We start from the raw sequence: 19,581 nt of genomic DNA on the forward strand, positions 1-19,581 counted from the left end.
TCGGGGGGAAACCCGCATAAATACGAGGCTGTTTGGGGTATAAGAAAGTGTTGTATTCTGACTCTTATCTACTGTCATTGCATAATCTGCTTTAGATATTCCGAAGGTGATAAGCCAAATTCGTCTTTAAAGCATTGACGGAAATATCCGGTACTGTTCATACCTATTTTATAGGAAATTTCAGAAATATTATATTTTCCTTCAAGCAGCAGCTTTTCGGCATTCTGCATTTTGATCTTCCGGATAAACTCATTGGTGGAAAGTCCGGTGAGAGCTTTCATCTTCCGGTAAAGCGTAGAACTACTCATACACATTTGATCTGAAAGATAGGTGATGTCTATTTTCTCCGAAGATAGGTTTTCCTCAATTAAGCGCATAATCTTTTCGATAAATTCGCGATCCAACTTATTGAGTGACTCTTCGATAATCGACCGTTTGCCGTCCAGCTGAGGCTGGCTTGGATGGGAATGCTTCGTTTGGAATTGGGCAACCAGTTTCTTCCTCGATTCGAGTAAGTTATGAATACGGCTTCGTAAGAGAGAGGCACTGAAAGGTTTGGTCAGATACGAATCGGCTCCTACTTCATAGCCCTCTTCTTTATCTTGCAGCGAGTCTTTTGCCGTTAGCAGAATAATAGGAATATGGCTGGTGCGTACATCCTCCTTTAAGTGGTGGCAAAGAGTTATGCCATCCATGACGGGCATCATAATGTCACTTACGATGAGATCCGGTATACTGTTAAAGGCCAATACCTCACCTTCTTTGCCATTGGAAGCTGTGATTACTTCAAAAGAGTCGGAGAAGGAGTCAGCAATGTAATTTTGTATTTCCTCGTTGTCTTCTACTACCAGCAAAATAGGTTTCCCGCTTTCTGTGATACTTCCTTGGAGCTCCTCGGAAGTTATATCCAAATTCTCTTTTTGCTCCGTTTCTTCGGTAGAGTCGGCATGCAGAGCGTTCGGGTAAATATTATCGGTTAGTAAGCTAATGTAGAACGTACTTCCTTCATTTTGCACACTTTCTACACGGATTTCTCCCTCATGCAGTTCGATCAGATTCTTCACCAGCGCTAGTCCGATGCCTGTACCGGATGCCTGATGCTTACCACTCTCCTGATAATACCGATCGAATATATGCGACAAAGCTTCAGGCGAGATCCCATGGCCTGAATCACTTATTTTGATCTCGGTGTAAGCAACCTCATTGCGAGTGGTTCGATACAGATGCAACGCTATATTTCCTTTTGCTGTATATTTGATTGCGTTGGAGATGAGATTATCCAGAATGATGGTCATTATCTCCTTGTCAAAGAATAAGGTCATGTCTTCCTTTTCGATTTGAATTCGGAAGTCAATATCGGGTTTGCGATTCAGTTCCTGGTATTTCAGGCCGATCTCCCGAATCAGTGCCGCTAGATTCCCTTTGGATACACATAGTTTCTTGTTTTGCGTTTCCGTTTTGCGGAACTCCAAGATTTGATTAATCAGATTGAGTAACCGAAGTGCGCTTTGATGGATTACCGATAGCTTTTGTGCCTGCTTCGTTGGCAGGGAAGTATCTTTCTGCATATCTTCCAATGGCCCGAGGATTAGCGTTAACGGGGTGCGTAGCTCATGTGTGATATTCGTATAAAAGCGCATACGTTCTTGATTCAACTCTTGTTCTTGCTCATGGTTTTTCTTCTCCAGCATGTAAAGGCTTTCCAGGTTTATCTTTTTCTTATATGCCCGAAGAATGAAATAGCCGATTGCTACACAAACTACGAAATAGAGGAGTTTGGCCCACCAGGTGAGCCAGATGGGAGGATTGATCCGGATGATAAGAGATGTTGTTTCGTCCGGCCAATCTTGATTATGCAGGCGTGCTTTGATTAGGAACTCATATTTCCCGGGAGGATATTTCGAAAGGTGACGCTGTTGTTCTCATTGACAGTGTACCAAGAGTTCTCAAGCCCTTTCAGCATGTAAGTGTATTCCATCTGATTCGCCAAAGAATAGTTCTGCACATTGAACGTTAGGCTGAACGTATTCTGATCATGGGTTAATTCCATCTCTTTCTTCTCCGTGAGTGCGACAAGTGCTTCACTGTTTTCCTGCGTACCCAGCCGTTCAAAGATTTTCATCTCCGCAATAACTACCGGTGGTATTTGGATTTCACTCATTGCAATGTTTGGAGTAAAGCAGCAGATTCCATTGATAGAGCCGAAGTAGATGGCGCCATCGGTGCTTTCTGTAACACTTCCCCGCATGAAGTTTCCGGCAGGGATATTGTCTGAGTGCCCATAATGATAGAAGCAATCTTTTTTTGTTGCATAGCATCCGATACCTTTATTGCTGCTGAACCAGATATTACCTTGTTGGTCTTCAGTGATCGCTTGGATATACGTGTTAGCGAGTCCATCCTTGCGTTGATACGTATTGTGTTTCAGATCTTGCGACGAAGGGAAGCAGACCAAACCGTCACCGGTGGCAACCCACATCCTTTTCTTTCTGTCTTGAACTATTTGGTTGATGGTGTTTGAGCAGAAACCTTCTCTTTGGATAAACTTCTGCGTTAGATGGAAGTTCGGAGTATATATGCCGATGCCATCTCCGAATGTACCAATCCAGAAGCGCCCTTTTTCATCTTGCGTAATACTTCGGATAAGATTGCCGTGCAGCTCGCTATTACCGGTATGATAATGTTGTATAACCTCCATCTTATCAGGATCGTATACGAATATTCCTTCGCTGCATCCTATCCAGATACGATGTTGTTTGTCTTCGTAGAAGGTACGAACGTCCAGATTAGCTTTGCCCATCGGATTGATTGAACGGAAGGTTTTTGTCTGGGGATTATAAAGGCTTATGCTTCCTTGAAAAGTTCCGAACCATAAATTTCCTTTGGAATCCCGAAACGATCCCTGAACAGAGTTGGATTGCAATTCGCCTGTTTCTTTCTTATAGATAGCAATGCGTTTGCCGTTCTCAAACACATTTATTCCTCCCCCATCTGTACCTATCCATAGAAGGCCCTGATTATCGGTACAAATACTGCTTGCTATCTTATTGTTTAGGCTGCTGTCATTGTTGGGAATCGGGGAATAATCAATGGAAGTAAACAGAGGAGGTTCACTGCTGATAAAGTTGATGCCACCTCCCCATGTGCCAAGCCAGACATTATCGAAAGAATCCTGAAAAACATATCGGATGCTGGCATTAGACAGACTGCGATTATCATCTCTCTCTCGAATAAACTCGAACGTGATTTGTTTGGGCGATAAAAAATGACTTTGCTTTAAATCCAGTATCGCGATGCCATTCAGCTCTGAAGCGATCCAGAGTTTATTGTTCTTTAGTTGCTTGATAGAGAATATGCGACTGGAAAGCGTACCATATTTATCGCTTTGGTTCTGTTGGAAAGTAATGAAGCCTTGGTTGTTTGCATCGTATAAGGCTAATCCTCCATCTGTACCCAGCCAGATGTTGCCATAGCTATCTTTTAGAATAGAACTCACTTCGTTCCCCGGCAGGCTGGTAGGACTTTTGGTATCGTGCTGGAAGTTTTTTATTTTTCGGTCTTTGAGAGAGAGAATGCTAAAGCCGCTATCGACATGGCCGATATACAGATTGCCATCGGCACCATCTAATACCGTCCAGGTCTGTTCGCTTTTTAAGGCCGGAAGCGTTTTCTTATTGTAATGCGTGAATTTTCCGGTATTGATATCTAGATAATCTATACCTCTATAATAGGTGCTGATCCATAATCCATTCGCATGCTGGGATGAAGGAGCAATATCGGTCACGTCATTTGTAATCAGGCTATGTGGATCTTGCGGGTCATTCTGATAGGCGGTGAAGGTCTGTGTCTGATAGTTATAAGCGTTAAGACCATTGCGCTGTGTGGCAATCCAGATAATGGGCCGTTCCGGATCGGCATATACTTGGTTGAGTTCATTGCCGGTGATGCTTTGAGCATTTTTAGACGGATCATTCTTGTAGTAGGTAATGAAGCGGATTCCATCAAACTTGTTTAATCCCTCTTCTGTGGCAAACCATAAAAAGCCCTGTTTATCTTGTGTGATGCTAACTACATAATTATTAGAGAGTCCCTGTTCGATGCCAAGTCGTTTGATTATATAAGGTTGGCCCATCAACCAGCAGGAAGATAGCAAGGAAAAAAGACTCAGAATGGTGTATCGTTTCATGGTTTGCATTTATTGGCTTCATATTTAGGACCAAAAATAGGAATAAAAAAATAATTTGTGCTATGTAAATCATGCATTGCACGATTTACATAGCTTCTCTGCATGATTTTTGCCTGCTCCGTTTATACTATTGGTTTATATTTGCACCGTGATTTATAAGATCACACAAGGCCTTAGTTTTCTGGAATATCTATTTAATAAATAATACTATGATGAAAAGATTATGTTGTAACTCTAAGCAAAAACTGTTAGTGGCACTGTGCTTGCTATTCTGCTTGTCGGGAAACGCGCAACAAGCAAATACTGTTGAACATGCTGCTTCGAAAGAGAAAACTGCCAAAAAGCGTAGCTTGATTGGTTCTGTAATAGAGGCGTCTACCGGAGATGCACTTATCGGAGTCAATGTGCGAATTAAAGGAACGAGCGATGGTACCATAACCGATTTGGATGGTAAGTTCTCGATCGGCGTAACTAGCCAGACGCAATTAGAAATATCCTATATCGGATATAAAACACAGACGGTGTTGGTTGGCGACTTGGGTGTGATGACTATTAAGATGGAATCCGACAATGAGATGTTGGATGAAGTAGTAGTAATCGGAGCCGGTACGCAGAAGAAAGTCTCTGTTACAGGTTCTATCGCGACCGTCAAAGGGGCTGCACTGAAACTGCCTTCCTCTTCTCTTACGAGTTCACTTGCCGGAAAACTATCCGGTATTGTTGCTGTAACTAACAGTGGTGAACCCGGTTCGACTTCCGATTTCTATATTCGAGGCATCAATACATTCGGTGGACGTTCCACTCCGTTGATCTTATTAGATGGAGTTGAAATCTCATCCAATGACTTGAATCGTATTCCGGCAGAATCTATTGAAAGCTTCTCTTTGCTGAAAGACGCTTCGGCAACAGCTATTTATGGTAACCGCGGTGCAAACGGTGTGATGTTGGTTACCACAAAAAGTGGTATTGAAAACAGCAAAGCAACCATTAATGTATCTTTAGAAACGTCCTACTTCCGACCGATGAACCGGGTGAAGTTTGCGGACGGAGCAACCTATATGCGGGCGTATAATGAAGCTGCTCAAGCTAGAAGTGCAACGCAGATTACTTCTCCCAAGTATACAGAAGAACAGATTACCAATACGGCTAATGGAGCAAATGCTTATGCGTATCCGGATGTTGACTGGTATGATCTTATTTTCAGAGATGGCAACTTCAATCAACGTGCTAATGTAAATGTTCAGGGAGGTGGATCTCGTGTAACTTACTATATGAGTTTGCAGGCTAACCACGATACCGGACTGCTTGACGCTCCTAATTATTACTACAATCCCAACATCGACAATTGGGAATATAACTTTCAGAACAACATCTCGTATAAGTTGACCAATACAACGACTGTTGACTTGCGCATGATGGCACAGATCGGTAACAAGAAGGGCCCAAATTACTCTACTTCCGATTTGTATAAGATCGTTATGCAGGCCAATCCGGTAGCATTCCCTGCGTATTTCCCAAGCGAAGATGGCGATAAGCATATACGTTTCGGTAATGCGGAGATAAAATCAGGTGTTTACGGACAGAATCCGTATGCTACATGATGAGTTCTTTCAAAGAGAACAATTATAATACACTGAATACCTCGCTGAATATTACGCAGGACCTAAGTTTCATCACCAAGGGCTTGAGCGTAAAAGCTTTGGTGAATTTCAAGAACTGGTCGGAATCTAATTACAACCGTTCCATTACCCCTTATTACTACAAGGTAAAAGACGGATCTTATGATTCGGAGGCAAATCAGTACGATCTTCAGGTGTTGCAAACCGGGTCGGATTATGTTAGTCAGTCAGGTATTAACAAGAGTGCGGATCAAACATTCTATTTTGATTTCCGTGCCGACTGGAAACGTAGCTTTGGTGACCACAACGTGACAGCGATGCTTATGTATATGATGCGTGAATATCGCAGTGATGTGTTGCCGAACCGTAACCAAGGGTATTCCGGGCGTTTGACTTACGATTATGCCAGCCGTTATTTACTTGAGTTTAACTTTGGTTACAACGGTTCTGAGCGTTTAGCATCCGGCGAACGTTTTGAGTTCTTCCCTGCCGCTTCTGTTGGTTGGGTAGTAAGCTCTGAGAACTTCTGGGAGCCGGTAAGAAAATACGTTGATCACTTGAAGTTCAGAGCTTCTTACGGTTTGGTTGGTAGTGATGAGTTCAATGGTGGTGCTCCGCACTTCTTATACCAGAACAATATTAGCATTGGCTCAGCTCATAGTTTCTGGACAGGTCTTCCTTCGAATGAAATTAATAGAAAAGGTCCCGGTTTCTACGTACTGGCTGTTCAGAATGCCGGCTGGGAACATGTGAAGAAGTTTGATATTGGTTTTGATATGTCGCTGTTCAATCAGTTGAATATTACTTTTGACTATTTCCATGACCATCGCGATCGTATTTTGATGGCACGTTCTTCATGGCCGAATATGTTAGGATATTGGGGCTCTTTGCCTTGGAGTAACATCGGCGAAGTAATAAACCGGGGTGTAGAGTTGAGTGTGAATTGGAATAAGCGCTTTGGTAAAGACTGGATCGTTGATTTCCGTGGGAACTTCACTTACAACCAGAATGAATATAAATATGTAGACGAACCGGATTATCCATATACTTGGCAGACAAAGACCGGAAAACCGCTGAATACTTTGACCGGGTATATAGCCGATGGCTTGTTTACCAGTGAAGAAGAAATAGCTAATTGGCCGGATCAATCACAGTTGGGTGCCAATATTATGCCGGGAGATATCAAGTATCGGGATATCAATGGCGATGGAGCAATTACAACAGAGGACCAAGTGATGCTATCTGCTTATAATAAAGTACCTCGCATTCAGTACGGTTTTGGTCTGAATCTAACCTATAAGAAGTTTGATTTGGGTGTATTCTTCAACGGTTCGGCAAAACGTAAGATTATGGTTAATAGCGGATATGCTCCATTCCTTTCCGGTGGTGGTGACGGTATGACTACCGAAAGTTTGGAACGCAACCTGATGCAATGGATTGCTGACGACCACTGGTCGGTAGATAATCCGGATGCGGCTTATCCGCGTTTAGGGTTAACTAGCGCCGATACATCCAACAATACTCAGCCTAGCTCTTACTGGCTGCGCAATGGTAATTTCTTACGCTTCAAGAGTCTGGAACTGGGTTATCGCTTCCCGCTTTGCCGCGTTTACTTTAGTGGAGACAATCTGGCTGTGTTCAGTCCATTCAAGTTATGGGACCCGGAGCTTTCTTGGAATGCTTATCCGTTGCAACGTACCTTTAACTTAGGTGTTCAATTTACATTTTAACAGAATGAGCGAAACTTAATAATAAATAAGAGTATGAAACTAATAGATAAAATAATCCGAATAACACGGACCTTGTTGATTCCTTGCTGCCTGCTGACTTCTTGTAACTATCTGGATGTCATTCCTCCGGCACAAGCAGACTTTGATGATACCATGAAAGATGAAGCTGCTACGTTGAGCTTCTTATTTACCTGCTATGGTTATATACCTCGTGTACATCCTTTTGAATTCAAAGCATTCGAACAATCGGCCGACGAACTTGTGTCGCCCAAGATGTGGGATGATTATCAACAACAAATGGCCTGGGGAACGATATCTCCTTCCTATTACAACAGTTGGGGTGGTGATGATATAAACATATGGACACCCAGTTACAACTGGTTGGGTTACGTGCATCACTTCTTGAGTCTGATCGATAAGTTGCATCCTACCGGAGTGACAGACGATGATAAAGCACAGTATAAGGCTGAGTGCTATTTCTTGGAAGCCTACTATCATTTCCGTGTATTACAGGCTTTCGGACCCTGCCCGCTTATCACGGAGAAAGTAGATCCGAATATCACGAACGATCAGATCCCGGGACGCTCGCACTTCGATTATTGTGTAGATTACATAGTCGGTAAATTGAATGACGCAGCATCTGTACTTCCTGCGACAAGAGCAACGGAAGATCTGGGACGTGCTACTTCCACTATTTGCTTATCTCTGAAAGCTCGCGTATTGTTGTATGCCGCTTCTCCGCTGTGGAATGGTTCTTTTCCTGAGCCGAATTGGCAGAATACGAATTACGAAACACCGGGGTATGGTAAAGCATTGGTGAGCGATACCTATAGCCGGGAAAAGTGGACTCGTGCCCTGACTGCTTGTCAGGAAGCTTTGGCTGCGGCTAAGACAGCCGGATATGACTTGTTTGATATCGAAACTGCCAATAAGAAGGCAGAACGTGATGGCATAGAGTTGCCTTTTATTCCAGGTAGAGAAGCAGATACACCGGAGAACAAAGAATTTAAAGAACGTGTTCGTATGTTCCAGTATTTGGTTACTGCCAATGAAGGAGACAATAATAAAGAAATTATTTGGGGACAACGGATTGATTCGGATGTTAACAATGGGGGAGAAGCTACCGACTCCAGACTTCCAAACCGTGTTGTGAAGAAGAGTGATGGAAGTTGGACAGGTGGATGGGCAGGTTTAGCACCGACTTTATACGCTGTGCAGCATTTCTATACTGAGAATGGGAAACTTCCGGAAAAAGATGCTGACTTCTATGCAAAGACAGCATGGTATACACGTTTTTATGAGGGAACTTCCAGCCCCGGCCTTGCAACCGGCGGATTGGATGGAGCCGATGTGAAGAATGATATCATTAAACTGAATGCCAAACGCGAAGCCCGTTTCTATGCATGGATTGCGTTTGATGGTAGTGAATATGCCAAGAAGATTAATAATGGCAATCCGCTTTGGATAAACTTTAAGAATACCAATACCAATGGATGGCGTTCTTCCGACTCACGTAACATAGCCGGTACCGGTTATTTGTCGAAGAAGTTCATTGATCCCAATATTCGCTTCAGTGCAAGTGGTACTCGTAGCCATACGCCATCAAGACGTCCGTTTATCCGTATGGCAGAACTTTATTTGAACTTGGCCGAATGTTATGCGGCTTTGGAGGATGCTCCGAACGCATTGGATAACTTGAACGTGATTCGCGAACGTGCCGGAGTCAAAGACTTGGAGACTGCTGATCTGACGGATATGAGTCTGATGGAATGGGTACGCAACGAGCGTTTTGTCGAACTGTATGAGGAGGGAACTCGTTATTACGACTTGCGTCGTTGGGCTATTGCTCCTCAAATGCTTAAAGCAGGTATTCGCTATGGGTTGAATGGACTCACCTTGAACCCAAGTTTTGAGGAGTTCAATACTCCGACCTTGATCGACCAGCCTTTCAAATGGGATGATAGATCATATCTGCTTCCCGTATGGTCGAGAAGTGATATGGATGAACTTTATAGCAATCCACAGATGGTGCAGGCACCCCGGTATTAATTAGCTAAAAACGACGCATTATGAAAATGAGAAATACATTCTTGTTGGCAGGTACCTACTTTTATTGGGGGCCTGTGACGAATCGAAATATGAATTGGACAATCTTGTCCCGGAACAATATCATAAGGTATTGTACGTGAAGAATAGTGGTAAACAACAAGTGACCTTGTACGATACAGGTGAAGATTATAAATATACGTTCTCGATTTTAAAATCAGGAAGTGATCCAAGTTTGACAGCTAACGTCGATATTCATGTGCTTACTCAAGAAGAACTTGATACGAAGTATAGTACGCCGGAAGCTGTGAACTACAAGCTAATCGGTACGGATTGCTATTCGATCGAAGCAACTCATCTCGATTTCTCGGCTAACGACCGTTATAAACCGGTCAACGTCTTGTTGAATCCTGAGAATATCAAAACAGCCATTGCGGCTAATCCAAGTGCAGTGTGGGTGCTTCCTCTTCAGGTTATGAGTGAAAGCGACTCCATCAATAGCGAAAAGGATGAGTTGTTCTTGCAGATAACCGGAGTTATCACGCCTTCCTTTGGGTTTGTGAGTTCGGCGGTTTCGGTCAAAGAGTACAGTTATGGAACAGGTGTTTCAGCCAAAGTTTCGCTAGGCCTTGACACGGAAAATAGCTGGGATATCGATTGCAAGTTTGAAGTAGACGATGCGTATCGGATCGCATACAATACAAAGAATAAAACCATATTCCGCACTTTGCCCGCCGGTACGTACTCTTTCCCGGAAGAGATGACTCTTTCTGCGGGAACTACCACCACCGAATTGGGGGTTACGATAAAGGCTGACCAGTTAGAACCGGGTGATTATATGTTGCCTATTCACATTAAATCAGTTTCCCTGTTTGGTATTTCTGCCGATAAAGCTGTATATCCTTTAGCCATTCGTATCCTTGGTCCACAGTTGGTTCGTACAGACTGGACGATCGAAGCGAATACACAAGAATCCAACGGTGAAGGTGCTGGCAATGGTGTAGCTAAATGCGCGTTGGATGGTAATCTGTCAACCTATTGGCATTCATCCTGGCAAAGTGGCACGCATGCACTGCCTCATATCTTGATTATTGATACCAATAAATCGTATACATTTACTCAGATCGGCCTGGTTCAAAGGCAAAATGAAAGCTATACAGATGCGGGGGCCGGTGTCTTTTATGTAAGTGATGATAAAGTGACCTGGACAAAAGTAGGCGTATTCACGATGCAGAAGATTCTCGCTGCGCAGAACTTTACATTGGAAACTCCTATGAAAGGTCGCTACTTCAAGGTAGAAATAACGGATAGTAACAGAGGTCTCAACACTTCATTGTCCGAAATATATGCCTATGGATTGTAAGCAACAATACGCTTAGTCGCTTTAGGTTTCTGCTAGATATATGGCAGACAGGAAATTCCCGTCTGCCATATTTTATAATTTAAAGTAGCGCTAAAGCAACGTTTAGTGGGGATTTGCAATATTTGTAGCCGTTTTTGATTGTTTTATCGTCTTCAACATCAATTAATATGACGTATTTTTGCACAAACACATTGAGAATCTATTTCATGAAGAACTATAAAGAACTGATAGCCGTGCTTGCGCTGATTGGTTTGAACATACAGTACGGATGTTCGCAACCGGCCGTACATTATCAGATAGACCGGACCGCTCCTTTGCAGACGATGGAATATTTCAGTGCTTCGGATGCCTGGAGCATGCAGATTATCGGACTTTGGCCGCAGGACAAGCAGAACCGGATAGCTGACTGGTTGTTTAGCACAGAGAACGGTACGAACGGTCAGCCGAAAGGGATCGGATTGTCGCTCTGGCGGTTTAATGTCGGGGCAGGTAGTGCGGCGCAGGGGAAAGCCAGCCAGATAGGTTCTAAGTGGATGCGTACCGAATGTTTTCTCCAACCCGACGGGACTTACGACTGGGATAAACAACAAGGCCAACGTAACTTCCTAAAGCTGGCCAAGGAACGTGGAGTTAATAAGTTTCTCGCATTTCTGAACTCTCCTCCGGTTTACTTTACGCAGAACGGATTGGCTACGAATACCGGACGTGGTGGTACTTCAAACCTGAGAGAGGATTGTTATGACGCCTATGCCCGCTTTCTGGCAGATGTCGTGCAGGGAGTAGAAAAGCATGACGCATTCGTTTCGATTACATCTCTCCTTTCAATGAACCGGACGGACATTGGAACTGGGTTGGCCCCAAACAGGAAGGTAACCCGGCAACGAACCGGGAGATTGCCCGTACCGTTCGACTGATAAGCCAAGAGTTCGTAAACCGTAACCTCAATACACAGATCTTGATTACTGAGTCCTCCGACTACCGTTGTATGTTTCACACTCACCAGACGGACTGGCAGCGAGGATATCAGATTCAATCTTTCTTCAATCCCGATAGTGTGCATACGTATCTGGCGATACGCCGAATGTGCCGAGACTGATGCTTGGCCATAGCTATTGGACGAATACGCCCTTGAAAGGCTTGCGCGACTTTCGTCGTCAGCTGCGTGATACGTTAGACAAATATAAGGTGGACTTCTGGCAAACGGAAACCTGCATCATGAGCAATGATCAGGAAATAGGCGGAGGCGGAGGGTTCGACCGTACCATGAAGACGGCACTTTACGTAGCACGTATCATTCACCACGACCTTGTGTATGCGAAAGCCCGGAGTTGGCAATGGTGGCGTGCCATCGGTGGCGATTATAAAGACGGCTTGATACGTGAATATACCGATTCTGATTTGCGGGACGGAAGGGTCGAAGATTCTAAATTATTATGGGTGCTCGGCAATTACAGTCGGTTTATCCGTCCGGGCGCCGTCCGTATGTCGGTCAGAACGAAGGATAAAGATGGACGGGAGGTAGAAGAAGGAGATACAGAGCAGAAAGGATTGATGTGTTCCGCCTATCAGAACACGAATAGGCAGTGGGTAATGGTCGTTATTAACTATGCTGATAAGGAGCGTACATTTACATTTGATGTAGACGACGCTAAAGCGAAATCATGGCAGGGCTACCGTACGTCGGATCGGGCGGACGAGAACCTGTTGCCGGTAGAAAAACTGAAGAAGGGCCAGCCTGTCACCGTACCTGCCCGTTCGGTTGTTACATTTGTTTCCAATGAACTTTGATACAAAAATTAATGAAGATGATGAGAAGAATGATTAAACAATTCATTGTTGCGGGTGGTCTGATGCTGGTAACGGCATTACCGGCCTTATCACAGCAAAAGCCTGTGGAGGAAAAAGACTATGCCGCTTATTTATTCACTTATTTCACAGGCAATCACATCAGTGAGGAAGCTGTTCGTTTTGCGGTAAGTACCGATGGATACACCTATTGGGCGTTGAACAACAATGAGCCGGTGATGGACTCGAACGTTATCAGCAGCACAGGTGGCGTACGCGATCCGCATATCCTTCGCTGTGAAGACGGAAAGACGTTCTATATGGTTGTGACAGATATGGTTTCCGACAACGGATGGGACTCTAACCGTGCGCTGGTACTGTTGAAGTCTACAGATCTCGTGAACTGGTCGCATTCGGTGGTGAATATGCAGAAACGTTATAAAGGACAAGAAAAGCTAAGACGTGTATGGGCACCTCAAACCGTTTTCGATCCGGGTGCAGGCAAGTATATGGTGTATTGGTCGATGCAGTACACAGGTGGAGCGGATGTGATTTACTACGCTTACGCCAATGAAAGCTTTACCGATTTCGAAGACGTGCCGAAAGTACTGTTTCTTCCGCAGAACAGAACCTCCTGCATTGACGGAGAGATCGTTCTCAAAGACGGAATCTTTCACCTTTTCTATAAGACCGAAGGAAATGGCAACGGTATCAAAGTAGCTACTACTTCTTCCCTGACTTCCGGACAATGGACAGAAGAACCCGATTATAAACAACAGACCAAAGACGCGGTAGAGGGAGCCGGCGTGTTTAAATTGATCGGACAAGATACATACATCCTGATGTACGACGTATATGAGAGGTAAATATCAGTTTACGGAGACTACCGACCTGACCAACTTCAAGGTAACAGACAAAGAGGTGAAGATGAACTTCCACCCTCGTCACGGTACGGTGATTCCCATCACTCGCGACGAACTGCTGCGTGTCACCGACAAATGGGGTAAACCGAAGGAACTTGGCGAACTGCCCAACAATCCCGTGTTGCCCGGCTTTCATGCCGATCCGGAAGTACTCTACGCACAAAAAACAAAGAAATACTATATCTACTCCACAACCGACGGGCAACCGGGTTGGGGAGGTTGGTACTTCACCGTCTTCTCTTCGGATGATTTGCGGACGTGGAAAGACGAAGGAATCATGTTGGATCTGAAGTCCGAACAAGTACCTTGGGCGAATGGCAATGCTTGGGCGCCTTGCATCGAAGAGAAGCTGATCAAAGGAGCCTATAAATACTTCTTCTATTACAGCGGAAATCCGGAAGCAGGTGGCGGCAAACAGATCGGTGTAGCTATGAGTGATTCGCCTACCGGACCGTTCAAAGATCTGGGCTATCCCATTATTACAGAATCACCTACGGGAAAGGGGCAGCAGATCGATGTTGATGTTTTCACCGATCCCGTTTCCGGCAAGTCGTATCTCTACTGGGGCAATGGCTATATGGCAGGTGCGGAGCTGAACAAAGATATGGTTTCGATTAAGAAGAAGACGCTGACCGTGATGACTCCACAGGGAGGAACTCTACGCGACTACGCTTTCCGCGAAGCACCCTATGTGTTCTATCGGAATGGGCTTTATTATTTCACCTGGTCGGTAGACGACACCGGTTCGCCCAATTATCACGTGGCTTACGGCACATCCAAATCACCGTTAGGCCCTATCGAAGTAGCCGATCCCTCAGTCATTTTGATTCAGAACCCGGAGAAGGAAATATACGGCCCTGCTCATAACTCCATCTTGCAGGTTCCCGGAACCGATGAATGGTACATCGTCTACCATCGCATCAATAAGAACTATTTAAAGAATGGTCCCGGTGTTCACCGAGAAGTGTGTATCGATCGGTTGGAATTCAATGAAGATGGAAGCATCAAGCCGGTGGTTCCTACCCGATAGTCAATAAGTTAAATACATATATCATGAAGAATAGATTCAAAGGATTCGCTTTTATACTCGCGGCAGCCGTTTCGTCGCTGACTGCGCAAAATGTAGTTGTTAACGGGCCTGATGGAAAACTACAGGTTCTGGTTTCGTGTCCGGAGGGAGGCAAAGCGTCGTATACGGTTTCGTATAACGGCAAGCAGATGCTCGCGGCTTCTCCGTTGGGATTGGAAACGAATGTGGGTAACTTTACCGAAGGTATGAAGCTGAAGGAACATCGCGAGGAGCCGCTTGATACAACCTACGTGCAATCGCGCATTAAAACCTCCCGTATACACTATCGAGCCAACGAACTGGTTTGTTCTTTCACGAATGCCAAGGGACAACCGATGGACGTGACGTTTCGCGTTAGCAACCACGATGTGGCTTTCCGGTATACATTGCCTCGTCAGGGGGAGACTGCCGGTGTCGTAGTTGATGCCGAAGCAACCGGTTTCCGTTTCCCTACCGGAACAACAACCTTTCTGACTCCGCAAAGCGATGCGATGATTGGTTGGAAGCGTACCAAACCGAGTTACGAAGAAGAATATAAGGCCGACGCCCGATGGATGTACGGTCACAATACGGACATGGCTACACCTTTCCCTGTTTATTTAAGGTTGGCGAAGCGGTTGGGTGCTTGTGAGCGAAACCGGTGTGGGCAGTCGGTACTGCGGTTCGCGCCTGAGTGATGTGACCGAAGGGAATCTCTATACAATCGCTTTCCCTATGCCCGAAGAGAACAACGGCAACGGAACCGTATCTCCGGCTTTCGCTTTGCCCGGCTCTACGCCTTGGCGAACGATCACCGTAGGGGAAACCTTGAAACCGATTGTCGCAACCACAGTTGCGTGGGATGTCGTTGAGCCCTTGTACAAAACGGAACACAATTACCGCATGGGACGTGGAACGTGGAGTTGGATACTTTGGCAGGATGGCAGCATAAACTATGACGACCAAGTGCGCTACATTGATTTTGCCGCTGCGATGGGGTATGAATATGTGTTGATCGATAACTGGTGGAACACCAATATTGGGCACGAACGTATGGAGCAGCTCATCAAATACGCGCATAGCAAAAAGATAGATGTGTTTTTGTGGTATAGCTCGAGTGGCTATTGGAACGACATCGAACAGGGGCCAACGAACCTGATGGATAACTTGATTGCCCGTAAACGCGAAATGAAATGGTTGCAGAGCCAGGGCGTGAAAGGTATCAAGGTCGATTTCTTCGGGGGTGATAAGCAAGAGACGATGCGCCTGTACGAGGAGATTCTGAGTGATGCCGATGATCACGGACTCATGGTTATCTTCCACGGTTGCACCCTGCCGCGGGGTTGGGAGCGAATGTATCCTAACTATGTGGGAAGTGAAGCCGTTCTGGCTTCCGAGAATATCTATTTCAATCAGCATTTCTGTGATGAAGAGGCATTCAACACCACGCTGCATCCGTTTATACGTAATACGGTCGGATCGATGGAGTTTGGAGGTTGCTTCCTCAACAGACGTTTGAATAAAGGTAATGATGGAGGAAATACACGCCGGACTACCGATGTGTTCCAGTTAGCAACGACTATTCTGTTCCAGAATCCGATTCAGAACTTTGCCTTGGCGCCTAACAACCTGACCGATGCTCCGCAAGTCTGCATCGACTTTATGAAGCAGGTGCCGACCGAATGGGACGAAACCTGTTTGATCGATGGCTATCCCGGCAAGTATGTAGTGCTTGCCCGTCTTCACGGTGATTGCTGGTATGTGGCGGCAGTCAATGCGACTAAAGAGCCTTTGAAGTTGAAACTCGACTTACCGATGTTTGCCGGCAAAACGGTCTCTTTCTATAGTGATGATAAAAACCGTGAACCGCAATTGCAACAACGTAATGTGAAGTCTGACGGCAAGTTCCAACTGACTATTCAGCCGCAGGGAGGTGCTGTAATAAAGACTAACTGAGTCTGGCAAGGAATGTCGTAGCTCGTGCGGTAATCGCCCGAAACGAGGGAAAAGAAATTACCGCTAGGTATTTGGTTTTATAGATTGACAATCAGGAGAATGTATGATGGGAGAAACCTCTGTTCAAAGGAGTGGCTCCCATCATTTTTTGGTAACCCTCTACACTATTCTATTTCCGGTTTCCCGTAATATCCCGGCGCGTACATAGATCGGCTGATAGGTCGTATTAATATTCAGTATCTTCTTCTCCTCCTTCAGCCTTTTCAGTTGGCGGGTAGCGGTGGTGACGGTAAACTTACAGATACCCTGAAAGTCCGTGCGGGTTAATATCGAATGCTTGCTGAAATATTGGGTTAATAGCGCGTCTATTTCTTCGTAAGAGCGTGTTGCCGAGTGCGTCTTTACTTTGCTACGTTCCAGTTTGACAACGCTTACCGAGCTTTTCAGCTTCTTGTCTGCCGCGAAACAGATGTTGGTTTTCAGTTCCATCTGATTCACTTTGGTCTTGGACGAAGTAATCGGCTTCTTGCTATTCAGTTTCACTTGGAAATAGCCGATCCCGTCTAAGTGTACTCGTTCGCCTTCGCGAAGCCGTGTTCCCATGAATTGGCTGAGCGATTCCAATACAGCCTTTACATCTCCTTCGGTTAGAGACGTGGCTTCTTGTATTTCCTTTGCCAGCTGGTTCGTGTCGACGTGCTGATAGTTCACTACGCGTGCGTGGTACAGTTCTTTGTCTTCTTCGCCCTTGGGGCGGGGAGACTTGTAAAGTTCAAATCTTATGGCCATAATGTATCTTTATCGTTGCATGTTCATGACTGTATAAAGTAAGTGCATGCTGTTCCCACAAAACGAGTCATTGGTTGTCAGAGAGAAGCGGATAAGTAGATATGCTAACGGTGAATCGGCTCCGGTTAAGCGATCATTTATCCGTTTTTCAGTCTTTCTACTTCGTTTGCGTTGCTTATCTTGTTGGAACTTGATGCCGGCATTATTAATTCGCCACGGATGTGGCTAGAATTCGTCGCGGTTGTGGTAAGAATTTGCCATGGCTGCGGTGAGAACTCGTCACGGATGTGACGTATTAACTTTGTCAGTAACAAAGATAAATATTGAAAGGGAAATAAGCAAAATATTCGGATACCTTTTCAGTAGTTGCCCGCACATTTGGCTTGTCAAGGTGCGTAGTGAGTTTATGCGGGTCGCTGAGGCCTTGTTTTGCGTCTTCTTTGAGTCGTTTCCTACTAACTGCCGGAGTATTTGGGTATAGTACACAGCTTTTGGAAATCGGGTCGTATCTATGGAATGGATTAGTCTCAGAAAAGTAGGCGCATTGTATCAACGTATCAATCAGTTGTTTACGGCAAAAAGTGACTATGATCATATGTCTTCTTACATTAGTTCACTCACCTAAAATGAGTGTTCTGCGGCTTACTGAGTGTATAGATGCAGCCTATCACGCTAGCTTGGAGGTTGATCTCAGTTGAGGGGTACGTACAACATCTCCTTCACCGCCACTCGTTTATTCATTGAATGACACGAGTGGCAGGGAAGGAGATGCTTGTTTTTCTTTATTTCAGTTTATTCTGATATTCGTCCGAGTTGAGGATCTCCAAAGCTTTCAGAATACTTTCGTTCGTGGTATTCATCAGTCGGAAATACTCGTTCATATCCCAGAGGTCACGGGCGATAAGTGCTTTGAGTTGGATCTTGATAAGTGGGAGTGATTTCTGATACTGCTTTTCATCGAACTTCACCTTCTCTTTCTCGCCCATCTCGCGCAGCTAGCCAACATCTCGTCGTCAACAACAAACTTCTCGCTAAAGGCTTCGAACTTCTTGTACTTATTGGCTAAGTCCTTCCGGTGCTTCTCTATGAAATTCATTGTGAACTTAATGATTACCCCTTTGCCTACAAGGTTGCGGTGATAATCCGTGTAGAGAGTCGTATCGATCGGCACGAAATAATCCGGCATGATGCCACCTCCGCCATATACAGTGCGTTGCAGTTTCTTCGTCTGTACTTTCAAGGAATCGGGGAAGTGGATGCTGTCGGCATTCATCAGTTCTCCGTGGTTGAAGCGGTCGATTAAGTCTTTGTTATAATCCGTAGAACCCTCGTAAGGTTTCTGGATGCAGCGGCCGGCCGGCGTATAATACCGGGCGATTGTCAGGCGGATCATCGAACCGTCCGGCAGATCGATCGGGCGTTGCACCAAGCCTTTACCGAAAGAACGGCGGCCTACGATGATTCCTCTGTCCCAATCCTGTATGGCACCGCTAACAATCTCGCTGGCTGAGGCTGTGTATTCGTCCACCAGCACGATGACACGTCCCTTGCGGAAGTCTCCGTTGCCTTTGGCGTAGAAGTCACTGCGTTTGGTTGTGCGTCCTTCGGTGTACACAATCAGTTCCTTCTGTTCGAGAAACTCGTTTGCCATATCAATGGCTGCATTGAGATATCCTCCTCCGTTGCCTTGCAGGTCGAGTATCAAGTCATTCATGCCTTGTTTTTGCAACTCTTTCATTGCTTTCTGAAACTCTTCGGCAGTAGTTGCTCCGAACCGGTTGACGCGGATGTAGCCGATCTTGGGTTGGATGATGTAAGAAGCGTCGATGCTGAGAATAGGTATTTTATCTCGCTTTACCGTAAATACCAAAGGGTCTTTCACGCCACGACGCAGAATGGTCAGGTTGACTTTCGAATCTTTCGGTCCGCGCAGGCGTTTCATAATATCTTCCGTGCTCATTTTTACACCGGCAATCGTTGTGTCATTGACAGCAATGATACGGTCGCCCGCTAAAATACCAGCTTTCTCCGACGGTCCGTTGCTTACAGGCTGCACGACCAGAAGTGTATCGTCCATCATTTGAAACTGCACGCCAATTCCTTCAAAATTACCTTGCAGCGGTTCATTCATCTTCT

General features: G+C 45.2%; 2 protein-coding genes and 7 pseudogenes. 6 read left to right on the top strand and 3 right to left on the bottom strand.

Features of this window, described 5'->3' with window-relative positions:
• Positions 1 to 74: 74 nt before the first annotated feature.
• Positions 75 to 4,186, bottom strand: a pseudogene (locus JCM10512_RS05795) (hybrid sensor histidine kinase/response regulator transcription factor).
• A 209-nt stretch (positions 4,187 to 4,395) separates the two neighbouring features.
• Between JCM10512_RS05795 and JCM10512_RS05800 the strand changes: the two are divergent.
• The 6 genes and pseudogenes from JCM10512_RS05800 (at position 4,396) to JCM10512_RS05825 (ending at position 16,656) form a co-directional block, all read left to right on the top strand.
• Positions 4,396 to 7,535 (top strand): annotated as a pseudogene (locus JCM10512_RS05800) (SusC/RagA family TonB-linked outer membrane protein).
• A gap of 33 nt (positions 7,536 to 7,568) precedes the next feature.
• Positions 7,569 to 9,584, top strand: coding sequence for a RagB/SusD family nutrient uptake outer membrane protein (locus JCM10512_RS05805; RefSeq protein WP_044161330.1), 2,016 nt, complete (start codon positions 7,569 to 7,571; stop codon positions 9,582 to 9,584).
• 94 nt (positions 9,585 to 9,678) lie between these two features.
• A complete protein-coding gene (locus JCM10512_RS05810; RefSeq protein WP_244436951.1) occupies positions 9,679 to 10,944 on the top strand; it encodes a BT_3987 domain-containing protein in 1,266 nt (421 codons plus the stop codon).
• 206 nt (positions 10,945 to 11,150) lie between these two features.
• Positions 11,151 to 12,732 (top strand): annotated as a pseudogene (locus JCM10512_RS05815) (glycoside hydrolase).
• A 62-nt stretch (positions 12,733 to 12,794) separates the two neighbouring features.
• A pseudogene (locus tag JCM10512_RS05820) lies at positions 12,795 to 14,682 on the top strand (glycoside hydrolase family 43 protein).
• Positions 14,683 to 14,705: 23 nt separating this feature from the next.
• A pseudogene (locus tag JCM10512_RS05825) lies at positions 14,706 to 16,656 on the top strand (glycoside hydrolase family 97 protein).
• A gap of 164 nt (positions 16,657 to 16,820) precedes the next feature.
• Here JCM10512_RS05825 and JCM10512_RS05830 read toward each other — a convergent pair.
• Both JCM10512_RS05830 and JCM10512_RS05835 read right to left on the bottom strand, forming a co-directional pair.
• Positions 16,821 to 17,445, bottom strand: a pseudogene (locus JCM10512_RS05830) (HU family DNA-binding protein).
• Positions 17,446 to 18,227: 782 nt separating this feature from the next.
• Positions 18,228 to 19,576 (bottom strand): annotated as a pseudogene (locus tag JCM10512_RS05835) (S41 family peptidase).
• Positions 19,577 to 19,581 lie beyond the last annotated feature (5 nt).

Origin of the sequence: Bacteroides reticulotermitis JCM 10512 (assembly GCF_000517545.1) — a bacterium.
Classification (GTDB): Bacteria; Bacteroidota; Bacteroidia; order Bacteroidales; family Bacteroidaceae; genus Bacteroides; species Bacteroides reticulotermitis.